Origin of the sequence: Acidovorax sp. 69, from assembly GCF_002797445.1 — a bacterium.
Taxonomy (GTDB): Bacteria; Pseudomonadota; Gammaproteobacteria; order Burkholderiales; family Burkholderiaceae_C; genus Acidovorax.
The window spans coordinates 3,108,544-3,129,272 of sequence record NZ_PGEP01000001.1 but is presented as its reverse complement, the minus strand read 5'-3'; the positions used below and the strand labels follow the sequence as shown (position 1 = coordinate 3,129,272).

17 protein-coding genes are annotated in these 20,729 nt (G+C 60.8%); 13 read left to right on the top strand and 4 right to left on the bottom strand.

The genetic code is table 11. From position 1 onward, the window contains the following. Positions 1-45 precede the first annotated feature (45 nt). Entirely contained in the window at positions 46-1,380 is a 1,335-nt protein-coding gene (glmM, locus tag CLU85_RS14280) for a phosphoglucosamine mutase (RefSeq protein WP_100410839.1), read from the top strand. Between the two features lie 67 nt (positions 1,381-1,447). Beyond that, positions 1,448-1,978 carry a GNAT family N-acetyltransferase gene (locus tag CLU85_RS14275; RefSeq protein WP_100410838.1) on the top strand — a complete coding sequence of 177 codons (531 nt, stop codon included), beginning with the start codon at positions 1,448-1,450 and terminating at the stop codon, positions 1,976-1,978. Positions 1,979-2,019: 41 nt separating this feature from the next. Here CLU85_RS14275 and CLU85_RS14270 read toward each other — a convergent pair whose 3' ends face one another. Next, positions 2,020-4,272 carry a bifunctional diguanylate cyclase/phosphodiesterase gene (locus tag CLU85_RS14270; RefSeq protein WP_100410837.1) on the bottom strand — a complete coding sequence of 751 codons (2,253 nt, stop codon included), beginning with the start codon at positions 4,270-4,272 and terminating at the stop codon, positions 2,020-2,022. 131 nt (positions 4,273-4,403) lie between these two features. Next, the gene (locus CLU85_RS14265) at positions 4,404-7,355 is read right to left on the bottom strand and encodes an EAL domain-containing protein (RefSeq protein WP_232727830.1); all 2,952 of its coding nucleotides are present in this window, start codon (positions 7,353-7,355) and stop codon (positions 4,404-4,406) included. Positions 7,356-7,557: 202 nt separating this feature from the next. On the opposite strand from CLU85_RS14265, the gene CLU85_RS14260 reads away from it, so the two are divergent. From CLU85_RS14260 to CLU85_RS14240, 5 genes are read left to right on the top strand one after another with little or no spacing between them, the layout of a single operon-like run. Continuing rightward, positions 7,558-8,394 (top strand): GNAT family N-acetyltransferase, encoded by an 837-nt coding sequence (locus CLU85_RS14260; protein ID WP_100410835.1) that lies wholly within the window; start codon positions 7,558-7,560, stop codon positions 8,392-8,394. Further along, positions 8,394-9,263, top strand: a complete 870-nt coding sequence (locus CLU85_RS14255; RefSeq protein WP_100410834.1) for a UDP-2,3-diacylglucosamine diphosphatase — start codon at positions 8,394-8,396, stop codon at positions 9,261-9,263. The genes CLU85_RS14260 and CLU85_RS14255 overlap by 1 nt, the downstream gene beginning before the upstream one ends. Then, positions 9,260-10,351 carry a glycosyltransferase family 1 protein gene (locus tag CLU85_RS14250; protein WP_100410833.1) on the top strand — a complete coding sequence of 364 codons (1,092 nt, stop codon included), beginning with the start codon at positions 9,260-9,262 and terminating at the stop codon, positions 10,349-10,351. The genes CLU85_RS14255 and CLU85_RS14250 overlap by 4 nt, the downstream gene beginning before the upstream one ends. A gap of 39 nt (positions 10,352-10,390) precedes the next feature. Continuing rightward, positions 10,391-12,586, top strand: coding sequence for a polyphosphate kinase 1 (gene ppk1, locus CLU85_RS14245; protein ID WP_100410832.1), 2,196 nt, complete (start codon positions 10,391-10,393; stop codon positions 12,584-12,586). Then, positions 12,583-13,047: a histidine phosphatase family protein gene (locus CLU85_RS14240; RefSeq protein ID WP_100410831.1), complete on the top strand. Its 465-nt coding sequence runs from the start codon at positions 12,583-12,585 to the stop codon at positions 13,045-13,047. Before ppk1 ends, CLU85_RS14240 begins: the two co-directional genes overlap by 4 nt. Positions 13,048-13,107: 60 nt before the next feature. Here CLU85_RS14240 and CLU85_RS14235 read toward each other — a convergent pair whose 3' ends face one another. Together CLU85_RS14235 and CLU85_RS14230 are read right to left on the bottom strand one after the other, a co-directional pair. Next, positions 13,108-13,548, bottom strand: coding sequence for a hypothetical protein (locus CLU85_RS14235; protein WP_369858221.1), 441 nt, complete (start codon positions 13,546-13,548; stop codon positions 13,108-13,110). Positions 13,549-13,673: 125 nt separating this feature from the next. Beyond that, entirely contained in the window at positions 13,674-15,152 is a 1,479-nt protein-coding gene (locus CLU85_RS14230; RefSeq protein ID WP_100410829.1) for a Ppx/GppA phosphatase family protein, read from the bottom strand. 271 nt (positions 15,153-15,423) lie between these two features. On the opposite strand from CLU85_RS14230, the gene pstS reads away from it, so the two are divergent. From pstS to phoB, 6 genes are all read left to right on the top strand, one after another. Next, on the top strand, positions 15,424-16,446 hold the full coding sequence (gene pstS / locus CLU85_RS14225) for a phosphate ABC transporter substrate-binding protein PstS (RefSeq protein WP_100410828.1): 1,023 nt from the start codon (positions 15,424-15,426) through the stop codon (positions 16,444-16,446). Between the two features lie 110 nt (positions 16,447-16,556). Continuing rightward, positions 16,557-17,546: a phosphate ABC transporter permease subunit PstC gene (pstC, locus tag CLU85_RS14220; RefSeq protein ID WP_369858220.1), complete on the top strand. Its 990-nt coding sequence runs from the start codon at positions 16,557-16,559 to the stop codon at positions 17,544-17,546. Between the two features lie 44 nt (positions 17,547-17,590). Next, positions 17,591-18,445, top strand: a complete 855-nt coding sequence (gene pstA / locus CLU85_RS14215) for a phosphate ABC transporter permease PstA (RefSeq protein ID WP_100410826.1) — start codon at positions 17,591-17,593, stop codon at positions 18,443-18,445. 59 nt (positions 18,446-18,504) lie between these two features. Beyond that, positions 18,505-19,287 carry a phosphate ABC transporter ATP-binding protein PstB gene (gene pstB, locus CLU85_RS14210; RefSeq protein ID WP_100410825.1) on the top strand — a complete coding sequence of 261 codons (783 nt, stop codon included), beginning with the start codon at positions 18,505-18,507 and terminating at the stop codon, positions 19,285-19,287. Positions 19,288-19,298: 11 nt separating this feature from the next. Further along, on the top strand, positions 19,299-20,000 hold the full coding sequence (gene phoU, locus CLU85_RS14205; RefSeq protein ID WP_100410824.1) for a phosphate signaling complex protein PhoU: 702 nt from the start codon (positions 19,299-19,301) through the stop codon (positions 19,998-20,000). 21 nt (positions 20,001-20,021) lie between these two features. Further along, the gene (phoB, locus tag CLU85_RS14200) at positions 20,022-20,729 is read left to right on the top strand and encodes a phosphate regulon transcriptional regulator PhoB (protein ID WP_100410823.1); all 708 of its coding nucleotides are present in this window, start codon (positions 20,022-20,024) and stop codon (positions 20,727-20,729) included.

Sequence of the window (20,729 nt, the reverse complement as noted above, 5' to 3'; positions counted from 1 at the left end):
CCTACCATCTATAAAAACGAGATCAACACAAGGAGACGCCATAACATGACGCGCCAGTATTTTGGAACCGATGGCATCCGTGGCACGGTGGGGCAGCCGCCCATCACGCCGGACTTTGTATTGCGTCTGGCCCACGCTGTGGGGCGTGTTTTGCGTCAGACGGAGGAGCGTCCTACGGTTCTGATCGGCAAGGACACCCGTATTTCTGGCTACATGCTCGAAAGCGCGCTGGAGTCCGGTTTCAATTCTGCGGGGGTGGATGTTGTGCTGCTGGGGCCGCTGCCGACACCCGGTGTGGCCTACCTGACGCGGGCCCAGCGGGCCAGCCTGGGTGTGGTCATTAGCGCAAGCCACAACCCCTATCCTGACAACGGCATCAAGTTCTTCAGTGCGCAAGGCACCAAGCTGTCCGATGCATGGGAGTTGGCGGTGGAAGAGGCTTTGGGAGAGCGGCCGGTATGGGCCGATTCAGCCAGCCTGGGCAAGGCGCGGCGACTGGACGACGCAGCGGGGCGCTACATTGAATTTTGCAAAAGCACTTTCCCCCAAGACCTGACCCTCAAGGGCGTAAAGATCGTGGTCGATGCCGCCCACGGCGCGGCGTACCAAGTGGCGCCCAAGGTGTTTCACGAACTGGGGGCCGAGGTCTTGTCGATCGGATGTTCCCCCGATGGTTTGAACATCAACCACGAAGTGGGCGCTACGCACCCTGATGCGCTGGTGCGCGCCGTGCGGGCCAACCGTGCCGACTATGGCATTGCTCTGGACGGTGACGCGGACCGACTGCAGATCGTGGATGCCAATGGGCGGCTGTACAACGGCGACGAACTCCTGTACCTGATGGCCTCTGACCGCATGGGCCGCGACGAGCATGTGCCCGGTGTGGTGGGCACCCTCATGACCAACATGGCGGTCGAGGTGGCCTTGCAGGCCCGCGGCGTGAAGTTTGTGCGTGCCAAGGTGGGTGACCGATACGTTCTCGAAGAGTTGGCGCGCCATCATTGGGTGCTCGGTGGCGAAGGCTCTGGCCATTTGCTGGCTCTCGACCGCCACACGACGGGTGATGGCCTTGTGAGTGCGCTTCAGGTGTTGCAAGCCTGTGTGCGCAGTGGTCATACGCTGGCGCAGCTGCTGAGCGACGTTGTGTTGTATCCCCAAGTGTTGCTCAACGTCCGTCTCGCACCGGGACAGGACTGGAAATCCAACCGACTGTTGGCAGACGCGACCCGGGCGGTGGAGCAGGATCTTGGCACCTCGGGGCGTGTGCTCATCCGGGCCAGCGGTACAGAGCCTTTACTGCGTGTGATGGTGGAGGCGCGAGATGCGCAATTGGCCAGCTCTTGTGCACAGCGGCTGGCTGATGCTGCGCGCGCAGGGTGACCGCCGTGCCTACGACGCTCGTCCAACTTGTCGGTTTCATCGAAGTCGATATTTGCCTGCGCAATTCATGACACAGACCTCTGCGCGGACACGCATCCTTGTACGCCCGGTGGACTACGGAGATCCCAGTGATGCGGCTGCCCTGGTGGAGTTGCTCGACGGTTATGCGCAAGATATGGCGGGCGGAGGCGAGCCCCTTGCTGTTGGCGTCAAGCAGGGGTTGGCTCAGGCGCTGCACCAGCGTCCTCAGGCATTCAGTGTGATGGCCTGGGCGCAGGATCAGCCGTCAGCAAGGGGTGCCGAGATTCCTGTGGGCTTGATCAACTGCTTTGAGGGGTTCTCGACATTCGCCTGCAAGCCTCTCGTCAATGTGCACGATGTGGTGGTCGTGCCCGCCTGGCGCGGTCAGCGTATTGCGCAGCGCATGCTGCAGGAGGTCGCGGTCATGGCACGGTCTCGGGGGGCTTGCAAGCTCACGCTGGAAGTGCTGTCGGGCAACCTGAGTGCGATCCGCTCCTATGAGCGGGAGGGTTTCGCGGCTTACATGCTGGATCCCCAGATGGGCTCGGCGCAGTTCTTTCAGAAATATCTGGACTGAGCGAGCGGGGCGGCGGCTGTTCGGGCTGTGAGCCCTCTGTGTCAGGCAAGGGCTCTTGCCGCTGGCGCCTGGGTCAGGTTCTGGCGCATGAAGGTCTCCAGCTCCGGGGCTGGCAGCGGCGTACTGAAGTGATAGCCCTGGGCCTCATCGCATCCTTGCGCATGCAGAAACGCCAATTGGCATTCCGTTTCAACCCCCTCTGCCGTGGTGCGGATGCCCAGCGCCTGCGCCATGCGGATGATCGCGCTCACAATGGCGCGGTCGTTACTGTCGTTGCCCAGGTCGCGAACGAACGACTGGTCGATCTTGAGCTTGAAAATCTGGAATCGCTTGAGCTGGCTCAGCGAGGAATAGCCAGTGCCAAAGTCGTCCATCGACATACGAACACCCCGTGCGTGCAACTGGTCCATGGTTGCCACGGCGGCATGCGGATCGTCCACGGCAACACCCTCGGTCAGTTCCAGCTCCAGTGACTCGGCAGGCAGATCAAACTCTGCCAGGATGCGACTGACGAGTTCGGGCAATTGAGGCTGGCGGAACTGAATGGCAGAGAGGTTGACCGCCATCGTGAGCCCCGGAAACCCGCAAGTCCGCCAGGCTTTGAGCTGTGCCAGTGCAGTACGCAGCACCCATTCACCGATCTGCAGAATTTGCCCACTGTCTTCTGCGATGGGGATGAATTCGGCCGGCGAGATGTGCCCCAGCTGGGGGTGCTGCCAGCGTAGCAGTGCCTCCACGCTGCGAACGGTGCCGGTGGCCAGGCTCATCTGCGGCTGGTAGTGCAATCGGAGTTGATCGCGCTCCAAAGCTCGGCGCAGCGCATTTTCCAGTTGCAAGGCGCGCACCGATTGCGCCTGCATTTCAGGGGTGAAGAAGCGGAAGGTATTGCGGCCGTCGAGTTTTGCGCGATACATGGCCACGTCTGCCGACTGGGTGAGGGTGTCGAAGTCGGCCCCATCCTGCGGAAACAAGGCAACGCCCATGGACGGGGCCATGGTCAGCTCATGGTGATCGATCTGGTAGTGCTGGCGTGACGCTTCTTGCAGCTTACCTGCCACGCGGGCAGCGCCATGCGCATTGGCGCCGGGCAATAGCAAAACAAACTCATCGCCGCCGAGGCGCGCCACGGTGTCTTTGTCGCGCACCACAGCGCGCAGCCGTTTGGCGATCTCGACCAGCAGTGTGTCGCCCACCCGGTGCCCGAGCGAGTCATTCACATGCTTGAAATGGTCCAGATCCAGAAAAATCACGGCCAGCGGCGTATGGCCGTCCTGGGCCACCTGGATGGCCTGCTGCGCACGTTCGGCCAGCAGTGCGCGGTTGGGCAGGCCTGTGAGGGTGTCGTAGTGGGCCAGCCAGTAGATGCGGTCTTGATCGGCCTTTCGGTCGTTGATCTCTCGGTGCAGGTTGTCCACGGTCTCACGCAGCTCGCGGGTTCGGTCCTGCACCTGTTGCTCCAGCTCCTCATGCACGCGGGCCAGCGACGCCTGGGCTTGTTTGCGTTCGGTGATGTCCATCGTGATCCAGATGGCCCCCTGGGAAGGGTCGGCAGGGTCGATGGATTTGCTGCGCACTTCGCAGATAACGGGCGTGCCATCCTTGCGGCACAGCGTCACCTCGCCCTCGTAGGATTGCCCGGAGGCCAGGTGCGGATAGCAGCGCCGGCCCACGTCCTCCCAGGCTTCGTCACTGGCGTACCAGCGCCGTGACGAGCTTCCCATCAGCTCGCCGGGCAGGAAGCCGAGCATCTGCTCGAAATGGCCATTGCATCGGGTCAGATGCCGGTCTCGCAGAAACACGATGCCGACCATGGCACTGTCAAACAGCAGTTGTTTTTCGCTGACCGCAGCGCTCAGGGCTGCCTGAGCGCGCTTTTGCTCATCAATGTCGTCCAGGATCCAGATGGAACCCTCTGAGGTGTCATGTGGATTGATGAGACGCCCCGTGAGGCTTCCCCAGAAAATAGTGCCGTCGCGGCGCCGCAACTGGCGTTCCACGCGGAACGACTGCCCTTGCGCCAGCTCGGGATAGGCCATACGCCCCAGTTCCCGGAACGCGTCACGGCTCGGGTAGAAGGCTTCAGTGTTGAGCCCGACCAAACGCGCGGGGCTGGCATAGCCAAAAATTTCGGCGTACCGCTGGTTGCAGCGGACGACGCTGCGCTGACGCAGGAAAACAATGCCGACACCTGCGCTGTCGAGCAGGATCTGTTGTTCACGCAATGTGCGTTGCAGGGGGAAATCGGGGGCAGCTCCAGGACGCTGCAATTCCGGAGCGATGTACAGCGAAGACATAGAGAGCAGTTCAGGCGGCAGGGCCAGACGGCCTCAAAATTTGTACCAAAGTGTAGCAGCGACACCTTACAACCCACCGCGGGTATGCCTCAGTGTGAGCAACCAGCAACCGGTGTAGCCCGAACTGGTGCTCAACGGCCCAGATGCTCGCGCAGGTAAGCCTCGAAGGCCTTTGCGGGCAGAGGGCGGCTGAAGAGGTAGCCTTGGCCCTCGTCACAACCCTGCTGTCGCAGAAATTCGAGCTGACCATCGGTTTCTACCCCTTCGGCCGTGGTCTGCATGCCCAGTGCCTGAGCCATGCGGATGATGGCGCTCACGATGGCTCGGTCATTGGCATCATCATCCAGGTCGCGCACAAACGATTGGTCGATTTTCAGCTTGTAGATCTGAAAGCGCTTGAGGTAGCTCAGCGACGAGTAGCCGGTGCCAAAGTCGTCCATCGACAAACGCACGCCGCGGTCGTGCAACTGGTCCATCATGGCCAGCGCGGCGGCGGGGTCGTCTACCGCGGCCCCTTCGGTCAGCTCCAGCTCCAGCCGGCGGGCCGGCAGCCCGGCCTGTTGCAGGCAGCGCGTCACCATCTCGGGCAACTGCGGGTGGCGAAATTGCACGGCAGAGAGGTTTACCGAGATGGCCCGTAAGGGCAGCTGCATGTCCAGCCACCGCTTGGCGTCGTGCACAGCGGTGTGAAGCACCCATTCGCCAATCGCCACAATCATGCCGCTGCTTTCTGCCACGGGAATGAACTCTGCGGGCGAGACCATCCCCAGCTCCGGATGATGCCAGCGCAACAGCGCCTCGGCACCGACCACCTGGCGCGTGGCGAGTGAGACCTGGGGCTGGTAGTGCAGTTCGAACTGCTGGCGCTCCAGTGCTCGGCGCAGGGCATTCTCGATCTGGAGGGCTCGGGCCGTGCGTGCTTCCAGGTCGGCCGTGAAGAATCCATACCGGTTGCGCCCGCTTTGTTTGGCGCGGTACATGGCCGCATCTGCGCGCTGGTAAAGCGTGTCAAAGGAATCACCATCGGCCGGGTACATCGCAATACCCACAGACAAAGTGGTCGTGAGTTCGTACGGGTCGATCTGAAAAGGCTGGGCCACGGCGGCCAGTAGTTGGGTTGCTACTTCGGCTGCCCGGGCCGCAGAGGCGGACGGCAGCAGCAGCAGAAACTCGTCGCCTCCCAGGCGCGAGACGGTGTCCTGGGGGCTTAACAAGGCTTCTAGCCGCCGCGCTACGGCCACCAGCAAGGTGTCGCCGACGCGGTGGCCCAGCGAGTCGTTCACATTCTTGAAGTGATCCAGATCCAGAAACAGCATCGCCAGTGTGCCGCCCTTGGCCTGTTCGCTGGCGATGTGCCGTTGAGCCCGTTCGGCCAGCAGGGCGCGGTTGGGTAGATTGGTCAGGGGGTCGAAATGTGCGAGGCGCTCGATGCGGTCCTGTGCCTCGCGCTGCAGGGTGATATCGCGGAACAGCGTGATCGAATGGGTCGCGCTGCCATTGCCGTCGCGCACACTGCTCACCGACAGCCACTGCGGATAAATGGCGCCATCCTTGCGTCGGCCCCAGGCTTCGCCCTCCCAGTGCCCTTCCTGGGTGAGGCGGGCGTAGACAGCATCGGCATTGAAATCCCGCGTGGACTCGGCCACGGTGAGCAAGCGCACGGACTGGCCCACCGCCTCGGACTCTGAGTACCCTGTGATGCGGCTGAAGGCCCGGTTGATGCGCACGATGGTGTGAGCCGCATCTGCGATCACGATGGCTTCGCTGCTTTGGTCAAACACCTGGGCGGTTAGTTGCAGCTGTTCCTGCGATCGCTTGCGCTCCGTGATGTCGCGCGACAGCAGTATGAAACGGGGTGTGGCGCTGGCCGAGCCCGATTTTCGGGCGGCCGATAATTCGAACCAGGTAGCCCCGAGGCTCGGTAGATCCAGCATGATCTGTCGTCCCGTGGACCAGCCCTGCGCCTGGGCCTCGTGCAGTACATCCATGACCGACAACGCTGCCAGCGCGGGTAGCACATCGGTCACGTTGCGCCCGATCAGCTGCTCGGACGGTCCCATCAGCAGTTCTTTGCGCTGGCTGTGTACGCTGCAGTAGCGGCCGTCTTGGTCGATTTCGAACAAGGGATCGGGAATGGCGTCGATCGTAGCCCGAAGTTGTTGCTGGGTGGCTTGGATTTCCGAGGTGCGCTGGGCCACCTGGAACGCCAGGCCGCGTTCGTGCGTCTTCAGGACAACGAGCAGGCGGGCGAGGTAGGCCATCAGCAGTGCAAACAGCAGGCCCAGTGCACAGCGCAGGGCCAGCACATCCGGTGCGCCCCAGCCATTGACAGGCGCAAGGCTCAGCGTCCATTGCCCGTTGGGCAAGGTCAGTGATCGGCCCTCCGCATCGATATCAGGTGGCGGAGTGGAGGTTGCAATGGTCTGCTCTTCGCCGTTGTCGGGGCGAACGCGCCACAGACGATAGTGGTAGCCACGTTCAAGGAGCTGTGGCAGCCGGGTGGCCGCAAGTACCTCCGGCAGGCGTACGGTGACGTAAGTGAACCCCCAGAAGCTGCGTTTCCCCTGGCTGTCGTCCAGGTACACCGGCTGGCGCCCCACCACGCCAAGCCCCCCTTGTACAAGTTCCACAGGGCCGGCCAGTGTGAGCAGGCCCGTATCCCTTGCTCGGATCGACTCGGCGCCCTGCCGGGGGTCTTTGAGCTGGTCAAAGCCAATCAGGCTCTCGTTGCCCAGCCGGGGAACAACCTGCTGTACAACCCCTCCGGGCGAGAGACCCATGGCCGCGATGCCGGGGTAGAACGGCAACATCTGCGTACCTACCTCCTCGAATTGTGTGACGTGGCCTTGGCCCTGGCGGACCAGTGCCACCAGGGCATTGTTGGCCGACAGGGCCAGTTCGATGGCACGCTGCAGCGCCTGCACGTGGTCGCCAGCGATGTCTGCCGCCTGGGTGCGCTGCTGGGCGCGCTCCTGACGTTCCAGGGTCCAGATCAATGCCCCTGCACAAGCCGCCGCCAGCACAAACACCACCAGAAAGGCCGAGATGGGGTGGTGGGCGAGGGGCGGGGTTGATGCGGACACGGTGTGATTTCCTGAATCAATTATGCAGGCCATCGACTCGACAAGGGTCGGGTGAGGGGGAGACTGTTTTGTCATGGTGTTGACACCTCTTGGACATGTTGTCGTCACGCTCCAATTCCACACTCCAGCCCAGAGAAACGGATTTCCCCGAGTGGTTGGAGCATCCAGCCGTACCTGTCCTCACAGAAGGAGACGTTGCACCATGAATGAGTTGCCCAACCTGACGCTAACCCCCTCATCCGATGCCATTGTGGTGGGTGGCACTCATCGCCCGGGCGTTGTGTCCGGTGTGGCAGTGCCCGCACCGGAGCGCGGCGCCATCCAGGTGGCGTGGGCAAGGCATCTGGATGAAGTCCGAGAGGCGCAACGGCTGCGGTTCGATGTTTTCGCGGCAGAGATGGGCGCTCGATTGACGACCCCCATTCGTGGCCACGATGTGGACCTGTTCGACGACTACTGTGAGCACCTTCTGGTGCGCGATGCCCAGAGCCAGCAAGTCATTGGGACTTACCGTGTGCTCACACCCGCGCAAGCCAAACGAGTAGGTGGCACTTACAGTGATACCGAGTTTGACCTGACCCGCTTGCGCACCTTGCGACCCCGTATGGTGGAGTTGGGCCGAAGCTGCGTGCATCCCGATCACCGCCACGGCGGCGTGATCATGGCCTTGTGGAGTGCCCTGGCTGACTTCATGGTGCGCAATCAGCTCGACACGATGATTGGTTGTGCCAGCATTCCGATGCTGCACAACGGTGTTGTCAGTGGCGACGCTGCTGCCAGCATCTGGCAGCAGGTGCGCAAAACCCACCTCGCGCCGATTGAATATCACGTGCTGCCGCGTCTTCCGCTGCCGGTGGAGCATCTGGATGGTTCCATTGCTGTGGATCCCCCCGCCTTGATCAAGGGGTACCTCCGTCTGGGGGCCCGGGTTCTGGGCGCCCCTGCCTGGGACCCCGATTTCAATACTGCAGACCTGCCAATGCTGATGCGCTTGGCGGATCTGCACCCCCGCTACCGCAAGCACTTCCTGGGGGCTTGATGCGCGCCGCGTTCGACGCATTCGGTCCCTGGCTGCATGAGTCCATAGGGCCGGACGATGGCCCTGCAGACGCGCATATTCCTGCGGGCGGGCAGCGCCGATTTCGCGCAGTGTTCATTTCAGACCTGCACCTGGGAACGCCTGGTTGCCAGGCCGCAGCCTTGTTGGACTTTCTCAAGCACCATCCCAGCGACCATTTGTATCTGGTGGGCGACATCGTGGATGGTTGGCAGCTGCGCCGCAAGTGGTTTTGGCCACAGGCGCACAACGACGTGGTGCAAAAGCTGCTGCGCCGTGCGCGCAAGGGCTGTCGCGTGGTGTTTGTGCCCGGCAACCACGACGAGTTTGCCCGGGCCTTTGTGGGCCACTCTTTTGGAGGCATCGAGGTCGTGGCCGATGCCGTACACACCACGGCCGACGGACGCAGTCTCTGGGTCACGCATGGAGACCATTTCGATGGTGTCATCCAGTGTGCCAAGTGGCTTGCTTACCTGGGCGACAACATGTACGAGTTCACGCTCAAGCTCAATCGACATCTCAACACGCTGCGCGCTCGGATGGGGCTTCCATATTGGTCACTGTCTGCTTACCTCAAGGGCAAAGTGAAAAAGGCGCTCAACTATGTGACCGACTTTGAGGTGGCAGTGGCCATGGAGGCGCGGCGTCGCGGTCATGACGGGGTGGTGTGCGGACACATTCATCGTGCGGAAATGCGCGAGATTGGTGACACGCTGTATTGCAACGACGGCGACTGGGTGGAGAGCCACACTGCGCTGGTCGAGCACCTGGATGGCCGGCTGGAGCTTATCCAGTGGCCCGCCTCGTCCACGCCCAGCATGTCCAACACGAGAGTCGAGGTCGTAGTATGAAAATCGCTTTACTGACAGACGCCTGGTTGCCGCAGGTGAACGGTGTCGTCACTACGTTGCAGGAACTGGTGCGGGAGCTGGAGTCGGTGGGGCATGAAGTGCTGGTCGTGCACCCTGGACAGTTTGCCACCCGGCCCTGTCCCGGCTATGCCGGCATCGACTTGGCGGTGCGCCCGGGCCAATTGGTGGCCAAAATGCTTGATGCCATGCAGCCGGATGCGATTCACCTTGCCACCGAGGGCCCCCTGGGGTGGGCAGGGCGTCGCTATTGCCTGCGTCAAGGGCTGGCATTCACGACCGCATTTCATACCAAATTTCCAGAAATTCTCTACGCGGCGCTGCGCATCCCTTTGGCATGGGGATATGCATTGTTTCGACATTTCCACCGGCCTTCGTCTGGCGTGATGGTGCCCACGCACGGAGTACTTCAAATGCTGGAGCAACGGGGTTTTAGCAACCTGCGCCAGTGGACCCATGGCGTGGACACCCAGGCATTTCCGTTCCACGGTGAAGTTTGCCAGAGCCCGCTGACCGGTGCATTGGCCCATCCTGTGTCTTTGTACGTGGGGCGCATTTCCTACGAAAAGAACGTTGAGGCCTTTTTGCGCCTGGACATGCCCGGTACCAAGGTCGTGTGCGGCGTGGGACCCCTGGAGGCGCGGCTCAAGGCCAAGTACCCGCAGGTACGCTGGCTGGGTATTCTGGATAGAGCGGCTCTGGCCCAGGTATATGCAGCCGCCGATGTTTTTGTGTTTCCCAGCCGTTCAGAAACCTTTGGTCTTGTCATGCTGGAGGCCATGGCCTGTGGCACCCCCGTAGCGGCGTTCCCGGTTGATGGTCCCATGGAGGTGTTGGGTGCGCACACAGGGCGACCTCCTCAAGGGGGTGTCCTGCATGACAATTTGCTGACAGCGAGCCAGGAGGCATTGTCTGTTACGCGATCAGAGGCACGTAGCCGGGCATTGGATTTCACCTGGGCGCAGGCCGCGCAGTTGTTTCAACAGTACCTGGTGCCCGCGCACGTTGCTGACACTGAAGTCTCTGTGTCTGTCACAAAGACTGTCACATCTTTGTCATCTGGCCGTTAAATACTGGAGCCATCCTGCACTTGCCGCGTCTGCGTATCCATGTCGCCCTTGCTTCCTACTGATACTGTTTCTTTGCAGCGCGAGCGTTCAGACGCTGTTGTCGACGCACCCCCAGCTTCATTGCATGACAATGGTTATGCGCCGGAGACTCATATCCATGGCGCGCAGCTTCCTATGTTTCTGGACCGCGACCACAGTATCCTGGCGTTCAATGAGCGGGTATTCGATTGGGCGGTGCGCACTGACATTCCTTTGCTGGAGCGTCTGCGCTACCTGTGTATCGTTTCTTCCAATCTCGACGAGTTCTTTGAGGTGCGCGCGGCACCCCATATCACCGCTGCCAAGAAGGGGGAGACCAAGGGGCTTTACACCACGGGCTCGTTCGAGGCGCTCTCTGCCAAGGTCCACGACCTGGTGGAGCGGCAATACACCCTGTACAACGATGAGCTGGTGCCTGCATTTGCCAAACATGGCATCCGCATCGTCGCCCACGGAGATAGATCGCCTGACCAAAAACGCTGGGTTCACGACTATTTTGTGCGGGAAGTCCGCCCCTTGCTGATCCCGGTGGGGCTGGACCCGGCGCATCCGTTTCCCCAGGTCGCCAACAAATCCTTGAATTTCATCGTTCGTCTCAAAGGGCGCGATGCCTTTGGCCGGGAGAACGAAATTGCCATCGTGAAGGTGCCGCGCGCGCTGCCGCGCCTGATTCGCATGCCTGCCAAGGTGGCGCCCAGGGAAGCGTTGTTCGTGAGCCTGTCGAGCATCGTTCGCGCGCACTTGGAGGATCTCTTTCCGGGCCGCGAAGTGACCGAGTTTTCTCAGTTTCGTGTCACTCGCCATTCCGATCTTGCGTTGGACGAGGAGGATGTGCGCAACCTGCGTACCGCACTCAGGCAGGGGCTGCAGCACCGTCACTATGGTCAGGCTGTACGGCTGGAGGTATCAGCCGGTTGCTCCCGATTCCTGTCGGACTTTTTGCTGGAGCAGTTTGGCTTGCCGACGGCAGCTTTGTATCGCGTGCATGGGCCCGTGAACTTGGTGCGCCTGACCCAGTTGGTGGACTTGGTCAATGACCCTGCCTTGTTGTTTCCCGCCTGGAGTTCCTCATGGCCGCGGCAGTTGCAGCCAGGGATCTCCATCATGGAGCAGTTGCGTCAGCGGGACGTGTTGATCCACCAGCCTTTCGAGAGTTTCGATGGTCTTCTGGCCTTCCTGCGAGAAGCCGTGAACGACCCCCAAGTGCTGGTCATCAAGCAGACCATTTACCGTACCGGTGCTGACTCCGAACTTATGGATTTGCTCACCGAGGCGGTGCGTAGGGGCAAGGAAGTCATGGCGGTGGTGGAGCTGAAAGCACGCTTTGATGAAGAGGCCAACATTAACTGGGCCGAAGCTCTGGAATCGATTGGTGCTCAGGTGGTGTATGGCGTGGTGGGGCTGAAGACGCATGCCAAGATGTTGCTCGTCACGCGCAGAGAAGGTCGGCAATTGCGGCGCTATGGGCACCTGTCCACCGGCAACTACAACGTGCGTACAGCCAAGCTCTACACAGACCTGAGCTACCTCACTGCTGACGAGGACACCACGGCTGACATGGATGGGGTGTTCAATCACCTTGCAAGCCAAAACCGCCCGCCCAAGCTACGCAAGCTCATGCTCGCGCCCTTTCACCTGCATCGTCGAATGATCGAAAAAATCGAACAGGTCGGACTGGCTGCAAGCCGTGGTGAGGACGCGCGGATTGTCGCCAAGATGAATGCACTCACGGATGAGTCGTTGATACGTGCTTTGATCCTTGCGGGCCAACGCGGTGCCCGCATTGACCTGATCGTGCGCGGTGCCTGCATGTTGGCGGCTCAGGTGCCTGGGGTGACGGACAACATCCGCGTGCGCTCGGTGATCGGCCGCTTCCTTGAGCACACCCGTGTTTTCTATTTTCGGATGGGTGCCGAAGAGGATCTATATCTCTCCAGCGCCGATTGGATGAATCGGAACATGATGCGCCGCGTGGAGTTGGCGTGGCCCGTGACCGATCCCGGCCTGCGCCAGCAGATTGTGGACGAGTGTCTGGTTGCCTATCTGCACGATGACAGGGATGCCTGGACGCTGAATGCGCATGGCACTTACGACCGTGCGCCGCACCCGGGAGATGGCCTGGGCGCGCAGAATGCCTTGATGGTGCGCTATGGTCCCGTCTCCTCCACCTCCCGCTTTGCGCCCGGGGCGGCATGATGGACCTGATCCTGTGGCGCCACGCTGAAGCAGAAGAGGCCACCGATGGCTGCGACGACCTGGCACGGGTCTTGACTGCTCGGGGGGAGAAGCAGGCGGCACGGATGGCGGCGTGGCTGGATCGCCAGTTGCCAGAAGGGCTGCGCGTGTTGGCCAGCCCCGCGCGGCGGACCGAGCAGACGGCCAATGCGCTGGGACGCAGATTCAAGATCAGAGCGGAACTGCTCCCCGGTGGGAGTGCCGAAGATTTGCTGGAGTTGGCCCAGTGGCCGCGCGCCAAAGGTACGGTGCTTGTTGTCGGGCACCAGCCTGTGCTGGGGCAGACCATTGCCCATTTGCTGGAGCTGAAGGCTGCTGAATGTGCGGTCCGAAAAGGTGCTGTGTGGTGGCTGCGCCAGCGCCATCGGATGGACCAGAGTCAGACGGTATTGTTGACTGTGCAGTCGCCCGAGTTTCTCTAACCCCCTGTGTGAGAGGACAAGGACGCAACGGCCTCGATGCGCCCTTCAGATAGCAGTGTTTTACTTGCTGCGGGCCGATTTGGCACTGGCTTTGGCGGTAGGTGTCAATGCGGCGGTCTCGATCTTGGGGCGCCCTGTCTTGATGGAGGGAACGGCCTGCAATGCGCTGCGCAGAGCGCTGTCGGAAAGACCTGCCAAAACCTTGAGACCCGCACGCAGCAGTTCACTCTTTTTGATGGGTTGGGCCAGGGTGGCTGCACGCTGCTTGAGCGTTTCGATCACCGCATACTCATCTTTGGGAATGGTGAAGCTGTCGCGTACCAGCTTAGGCTTCTTGGCCTTGGCGTCCTTGGCGGTTTTGACCGGCGCAGGCGCTGCAGCTTTAGGTGTCTTTGGCTCGGCGGTCTTTTTGGCGGTAGGTGCCTTCTTGACCACGCCCTTTGCTACGGGCTTTGCGGTCGAAGTTGTTGTTGGTGCGGCCACTTTTGTGGGCTTGGCCACTTTGGTTTGTTGCGCTGCAGGAGTAACAGTCGCGGAAGGTGTTGGTGCGCTCGGCGCCGTGGTGGAGGTAGTCATTGAGTTTCAGATAAACGATATAAACAGTTTATATAGTTTATTGCCAATGCTCACGGCAGGTCAAGGACCAGTTCCCAGGGCGTTTTTTGCCAGGCCTGCGCTTCTTCTCGCAAAAGATGCGCGGACTGCGGATAGGCGGCTCCCCAGCCGGGGCGGGCGCTCGCATAAAAGCGCTGGCCTTCACGCTGTAGCCGCAGGCCTGCGGTATCCGGGTCGCGCCGCGCGTGGCACAGGGCCACGGCAAGCCGCAGGCTAAGCAGTTGCAGCACGAAAGTCGGGTCATCCAGATCCGCACCGAGCTTTCGGACCTTGCCTCGCTGCCCTTGCACCAGTACCCCCAGACGATGCAGTTCTGGCACAGCGAAGCCGGCTGCATCGGTGTTGTCCAGGATATAGGCACCATGGCGGTGATAGTCGCTGTGCGATATGAGACAGCCAATTTCATGCAGGCGGGCTGCCCAGTCCAGTTTGCGTGATGCGCGCTCGCTGTCTTTGGGTGCGGCCTGGTCAAACAATGCGCAGGCTGTGCGCGCAACCTGCTCCGCATGCGCCACATCCACGCCAAAGCGTTCCATGAGTCCATTGACAGTGGTGGTGCGCAGGTCGGTTCCCGGCTGCTCGCGGTCCAACAGGTCATACAGGGCGCCCTGGCGTAAGGCACCCTGCGCCACCTGCATCTCGTTGATTTCCAGCAGATCAAAAATGGCGCGCAGCACGCTGATACCGCCCCCGATCACCGCGCGCCGCTCTTCTTTCAGCCCCTCCATGCGAAGGCGGTCGGCATTTTGTGCGCGCAGGACGCGGTCATGCAGCCAGTTCAAGCCTTCACGGGTGATAAGTCCCTCGGGCCCCCCGGCCGCCGCAAGCACATCTCCGACGGCGCCTGCCGTGCCTGACGAGCCATAAGCAACATCCCAAGCATCTGGTCTGAAAGTCGCCAGGGCTTCGTCCAGCACTGCCTTGGCCGCAATCTCTGCAGCCAGAAAGGCCTGGTTGGTGAAATCACCGTTGGCGAAGTAGCGTTGCGACCAGGCGACGCTGCCGACACGGAACGACGCCACCGCATGCGGGGTGAACTGCTGGCCCAGTATCAACTCGGTAGAGCGCCCCCCGATGTCAACCACCAGCCGGCGCTCGTCTGATTGCGGTAAAAGACGCGCCACACCCTGGTAAATCAAGCGGGCTTCTTCTGGGCCAGACACCACGTCAATGGGGTATCCCAGCACCTCGCTCCCTCGTGACAAAAAATCATCGCGGTTGCGGGCTTCTCGCAAGGTTTGTGTGGCTACGGCTCTGACCTGGGCCCGAGGGAATCCGGCCAGCCGCTCGCCAAATCGCGCCAGACAGGCCCAGCCCCGCTCCATGGCGTCTTGGGTCAGGTTGCGATCCTCGTCCAGCCCGTTGCCTTGGCGCACGGTTTCTTTGAGGTATTCCACCCGTTGTACGTGACCAAATTCGTAGCGCCCAATTTCAAGGCGAAAGCTGTTGGAGCCGAGGTCGACTGCGGCGAGGCGTGTGCCGTTCTGCATGTTTTTCTGGTGGGAGCTTCGTGAGGCATCGTACCGCGAGCTATCGCTAACTGATGGATTTGGGCCGCGACCCCGCATGAGGTTGCGATGGACGCGAGTTCAACTTTGGGAGTGTGTGCCTGGCTTGTGACGGGTTTATGACGGCGCCCGAAGCTGTGTCATGGCGTTTGTGGCAATCGTCCAAAGGTTGGTTTTTGTGTCACTGAATTGTCATCTTGAGGGCATAAAGTTCATGCTGTTCCTGATAACACTAGCCCAAAGGTACTGAATAATGAAGCGCACATTTCTCAAAACCGTCGCCGTAGCACTGGCCTCCATGGCTGTCGGTAGTGCTTTTGCTGCCGATATCACCGGCGCAGGCGCAACCTTCCCGTTTCCCATGTACGCCAAGTGGGCCGAAGCCTACAAAAAAGAGACGGGAACAGGTCTCAACTATCAATCCATTGGTTCTTCAGGTGGCATTCGTCAGATCCGCGCCAAGACCGTGGTGTTTGGCGCCACGGACGCACCGGTTTCCGGCGCCGATCTGGAAAAGGACGGCATGGTGCAGTTCCCTGCGATCATCGGTGGCACCGTACCGGTGGTGAACTTGGATGGATTCAAGCCGGGTGAATTGCGTGTCACCGGTACTGTTCTGGCCGATATGTACCTGGGGAAAATCACCAAGTGGAATGATGCCAAGCTGGCGTCCCTGAACCCTGGCAAGACTCTGCCTGACCAGAACATCACCATCGTGCACCGCGCCGACGGCTCTGGGACCACTTTTAACTGGACCGACTACCTGACATCCGTCAGCAAGGAATGGGCCGACACGGTAGGTAAGGGCGCCGCTGTGAAGTGGCCTGCTCCTTCGTCTGTCGGCGGCAAGGGCAACGAAGGTGTTGCAGCCAACGTGACCCGTGTGAAAGGTGCCATCGGCTACGTCGAGTACGCCTACGTCAAGAAAAACAACATGAACTTCCTGCAGCTGCAAAATGCAGACGGCAAGTACGTGAGTCCTGATGACAAGACCTTTGCGGCCGCAGCTGCCAGTGCTGACTGGTTCAGCGTGCCAGGCATGGGCATCTCGATGGTGAATGCCAAGGGGGCTGAAAGCTGGCCGGTCAGCACGGCTTCCTTCATCCTGATGTACAAGGATCCTGCGGACAAGGCCCAGTCAGCAGAAGTGCTGAAGTTCTTTGAATGGGCATTCAAGAGCGGCAAGGGCATGGCGGCGGATCTGGACTATGTGCCGCTGCCTGACAGCCTGACCGCCGATATCCGCTCCAAGGTCTGGTCGCAGATCAAAAAATAAGTTCGTTTGCCCCAAAATACCCCCCATCGGCTGGCAGGTCTGGCTGATGGGTGCTGGTTTGTGGGGCCTCCAGAAGCCAGATGGGAGTCAACATGAGCGTGGGAACCACCATGAGTTCGCAACCTGTGTCCGTCAAGACGACGGACGTCCCCACAAAAACCATGGTGTCGATTGCCAGGCGGCAGCGTCTGCAGGACATCTTTTTCCACCGGTTGACACAGAGTCTCTCCTTGTTGGTGCTGGCGGCGTTGCTGGGCATCATCATCTCGCTCTTTATCTACGCTTGGCCTGCTTTCCACAAGTTTGGCGTTCAGTTCGTCTGGCGCGTTGAGTGGGATATCGTTAACGAAGAGTTTGGTGCTGCGATAGCCATTGCAGGCACTTTGGCCAGTGCGGGCATTGCGCTGCTGATCGCGGTGCCGCTCGCTTTTGGCATCGCTCTTTTCCTGACCGAAACGTGCCCCGTGTGGCTTCGTCGCCCGCTGGGGACCGCTGTGGAGTTGCTGGCGGCTGTGCCGTCCATCATTTACGGCATGTTCGGCTTGTTCGTTTTTGCACCGCTGTTTGCCGACTACTTTCAGGTGCCGGTGCAAAAGCTGCTGGGCTCCATGCCCTTGGTGGGATTCTTGTTTGGTGGCAGTACCAACGGCTTTGGCATCTTGGCAGCGGGCATCGTGCTCGCCTTCATGGTGCTGCCCTTTGTAGCCGCTGTGATGCGCGATGTGTTCGAGATCGTTCCACCCATCTTGCGCGAGTCCGCCTACGGCCTGGGTTGCACCACTTGGGAGGTGGTGCGCCGCGTGGTCCTTCCATACACACAAAAGGGCGTCATTGGCGGGGTCATGCTGGGCCTGGGCCGTGCGCTGGGAGAGACCATGGCGGTCACGTTCGTGATCGGCAATGCCAACCGTTTGCCGACATCGTTGTTCTCGCCAGGCACCTCCATTGCGTCTACCTTGGCCAACGAGTTTGGTGAGGCGGCAGATTTCCATTTGTCCACGCTGTTCGCTCTGGGTTTCCTGCTCTTCGTGATCACTTTTGTCGTGCTTTCGGCTGCCAAGATCATGATGCTGCGCGCTGAAAAGGCCAAGGGCCTTTGAGGCGTCCGTCCTGACCATGAACAACCTCTTTTGAGACAAGCTCCATGGAATTCAACCAACAACTTTACAAAAAGCGCCAGCGCTCCAATGCCATTGGTCTGACCCTGTCACTGGGTGCGATGGTGCTGGGTCTGTTCGTGCTGCTCTGGATCCTGAGCGTCTTGCTCTCCAATGGCTTTGCGGCGCTTGACTGGAACATGTTCACCCAGTCCACGCCAGCACCCGGCTCCGAGGGGGGAGGGCTGGCCAACGCCATCGTCGGCAGCTTGATGATGGTGGGCTTTACCGTGCTGGTTTCCACCCCGGTGGGGGTGCTGGCGGGGGTGTATCTGGCGGAGTACGGTGACCAGAGCAAGACCGCAGAACTCACCCGGTTTGTGACCGACATCATGCTGTCGGCTCCCTCCATCGTCTTGGGCTTGTTTGTCTACGCCATCGCCGTGGCTACGGTTGGTAATTTCTCTGGCTGGGCTGGTAGCCTGGCACTCTCGCTGATCGCTGTGCCAGTGGTCGTGCGTACCACTGAGAACATGCTGCGCCTGGTGCCTGGCAGTCTGCGTGAAGCCGCTTTCGCACTCGGGGCTCCGCGCTGGAAAGTTTCCACGATGGTCACCCTGCGTGCGGCACGCAGCGGCGTGATGACCGGCCTGCTGCTGGCTGTAGCCCGCATCAGTGGTGAAACGGCGCCTCTGTTGTTCACGGCGCTCAACAACCAGTTCTTCAGCACCAACATGAATGCACCCATGGCCAACCTGCCTGTGGTGATCTTCCAGTTTGCCTTGAGTCCCTATGAGAACTGGGTGCGCCTGGCTTGGGGAGGGGCGCTGCTTATCACGTTGTCGGTGCTGATTCTCAACGTCGTGGCGCGGGTGTTCCTGCGCGAGAAAAACCGCGTGTGATCCCTCCGCAATCCCTGCTGCAGACATCGACAAGACAGCCTCCATTTCAGGATTTGACAATGAACGCCACTGCTACCGCTACCGCCAGCAAGAATGCGCTGGAACTGCGCAACCTGAGTTTTTTCTACGGCAAGTTCCAGGGCCTGCGCAACGTGAGCCTGAACATCGCCGAGCACAAGGTCACGGCCTTCATTGGCCCATCCGGTTGTGGCAAATCGACCTTGCTGCGTACGCTCAACCGCATGTACAGCCTGTACCCTGGCCAGCGCGCCGAGGGCACGATCAATTTCTATGGCCAGGACATCCTGGACGCCAAGCAGGACATCAACCTGCTGCGCGCTCGTATTGGCATGGTGTTCCAGAAGCCCACGCCTTTTCCGATGTCCATCTACGACAACATCGCCTTCGGCGTGAAGTTGTACGAGACCCTCAGCAAGAGCGAAATGGATGACCGCGTGGAATGGGCGCTTTCCAAAGCGGCGCTGTGGACCGAGGTGAAGGACAAATTGCACCAGAGCGGTCTTTCCTTGTCCGGTGGCCAGCAGCAGCGCCTGTGTATCGCCCGCAGCGTGGCAGTGAAGCCATCGGTGCTGCTGCTCGATGAACCCACTTCGGCGCTGGACCCACTGTCCACCGCCAAGATCGAAGAGCTGATCGACGAACTCAAGCACGACTACACGATCGCCATCGTGACCCACAACATGCAGCAGGCAGCCCGTTGCAGCGACTACACCGCCTATATGTACCTGGGCGAGATGATTGAGTTTGGTGCCACCGAACAGATCTTCTTCAAGCCTGAGCGCAAGGAAACCGAAGACTACATTACCGGCCGTTTCGGCTAAGGAGACAGCAGATGCCCGATAAACATCTTTCCTCCCAGTTCGACAGCGAACTCAACAGCGTCTCTGCCCGCGTCATGGAGATGGGCGGACTCGTGGAGTCGCAGATCCGCCAGGCGGTCTACGCCCTGTCGCAATTCAGCCTGGAGGCCGTGGAGACCGTGGCCTCGATGGAAACCCGGGTGAATGCAATGGAGGTCGAGATCGACCAGGAGCTGTCCTCCATCATTGCCCGCCGCCAGCCCACCGCGCGCGACCTGCGCCTGCTGCTGGCCTTCTCCAAGGCCACGGCCAACCTGGAGCGCATGGGTGACGAGGCCAACAAGATGGCGCGCATGGTGCGCTCCATCATTGAAAGCGGTGCGCCACGCTCGCTGCCGTCGAGCGACCTGCGCGTGGCCGCCGAGCTGGCCTCCGGCATGCTGCGCAAGGCGCTGGATGCGTTTGCCCGCCTGGACACCAAAATGGCTGTGGCGGTTCTCAAGGAAGATGACCTCATCGACAAGGAGTTCGACGGCTTTGTGCGCAAGCTCATTACCTACATGATGGAAGACCCGCGCACCATTTCGCCCAGCCTGGACCTGCTGTTCCTGGCCAAGGCCATCGAGCGCATCGGGGATCATTCCAAGAATGTGGCCGAGCTGATCATCTATCTGGTCAAGGGCAAGGATGTGCGCCACACTGCCTTGGACGAGATTGAGTCAGCCGTTCTGTAAGAAAAGGGCTTCGGCGTTTATATGAGAAAGCTCCCTCGTGTCCTCATCGTGGAGGACGAACCCGCCATTGCCGAGTTGATTGCGGTCAATCTGCGCCATAACGGCTTCCAGCCCTTTTGGGCAGAAGACGGTGATTCTGCCCAGCGTGAGCTGGATGCCGTGCTACCCGATGTCATCCTGTTGGACTGGATGCTGCCCGGGCAAAGCGGCCTGTCGCTGGCCCGTAAATGGCGTGCCGACAGTCGCACCAAGCCCATCCCCATCCTTATGCTCACCGCGCGTGGCGATGAGCCCGACAAGGTGGCTGGGCTGGATGCAGGCGCAGACGACTACATCACCAAGCCGTTCTCCACGCAGGAGCTGCTGGCCCGCATCCGTGCGGTGCTGCGCCGGCGTGCACCCGAGCAGGTGAGTGACAGCGTGACCATTGGCGAGCTGGTGCTGGACGCTGCGACCTACCGCGTGTCGTTTCAGGCGCAGCCCCTCAAGGTGGGCCCGACCGAATTCAAGCTCCTGCATTTTCTGATGAAACACGCCGAGCGCGTGCACAGCCGGTCGCAGCTGCTTGACAAGGTATGGGGTGACCATGTCTTTATCGAGGAGCGCACGGTGGACGTGCATGTCAAGCGTCTGCGGGAGGCTCTGGGCGCAGCGTCCATCATGGTGGAAACCGTGCGTGGCGCAGGCTACCGTTTGACCGCGCAGCCGCAGGTACAGCTACAGGCCTGA

Bases quoted from the DNA above. Each gene is read 5' to 3' on its own strand.
- glmM (WP_100410839.1), top strand. From the start codon at position 46: ATGACGCGCCAGTATTTTGGAACCGATGGCATCCGTGGCACGGTGGGG.
- CLU85_RS14275 (WP_100410838.1), top strand. From the start codon at position 1,448: ATGACACAGACCTCTGCGCGGACACGCATCCTTGTACGCCCGGTGGAC.
- CLU85_RS14270 (WP_100410837.1), bottom strand. From the start codon at position 4,272: ATGTCTTCGCTGTACATCGCTCCGGAATTGCAGCGTCCTGGAGCTGCC.
- CLU85_RS14260 (WP_100410835.1), top strand. From the start codon at position 7,558: ATGAATGAGTTGCCCAACCTGACGCTAACCCCCTCATCCGATGCCATT.
- CLU85_RS14255 (WP_100410834.1), top strand. From the start codon at position 8,394: ATGCGCGCCGCGTTCGACGCATTCGGTCCCTGGCTGCATGAGTCCATA.
- CLU85_RS14250 (WP_100410833.1), top strand. From the start codon at position 9,260: ATGAAAATCGCTTTACTGACAGACGCCTGGTTGCCGCAGGTGAACGGT.
- ppk1 (WP_100410832.1), top strand. From the start codon at position 10,391: ATGTCGCCCTTGCTTCCTACTGATACTGTTTCTTTGCAGCGCGAGCGT.
- CLU85_RS14240 (WP_100410831.1), top strand. From the start codon at position 12,583: ATGATGGACCTGATCCTGTGGCGCCACGCTGAAGCAGAAGAGGCCACC.
- CLU85_RS14230 (WP_100410829.1), bottom strand. From the start codon at position 15,152: ATGCAGAACGGCACACGCCTCGCCGCAGTCGACCTCGGCTCCAACAGC.
- pstS (WP_100410828.1), top strand. From the start codon at position 15,424: ATGAAGCGCACATTTCTCAAAACCGTCGCCGTAGCACTGGCCTCCATG.
- pstC (WP_369858220.1), top strand. From the start codon at position 16,557: ATGAGTTCGCAACCTGTGTCCGTCAAGACGACGGACGTCCCCACAAAA.
- pstA (WP_100410826.1), top strand. From the start codon at position 17,591: ATGGAATTCAACCAACAACTTTACAAAAAGCGCCAGCGCTCCAATGCC.
- pstB (WP_100410825.1), top strand. From the start codon at position 18,505: ATGAACGCCACTGCTACCGCTACCGCCAGCAAGAATGCGCTGGAACTG.
- phoU (WP_100410824.1), top strand. From the start codon at position 19,299: ATGCCCGATAAACATCTTTCCTCCCAGTTCGACAGCGAACTCAACAGC.
- phoB (WP_100410823.1), top strand. From the start codon at position 20,022: ATGAGAAAGCTCCCTCGTGTCCTCATCGTGGAGGACGAACCCGCCATT.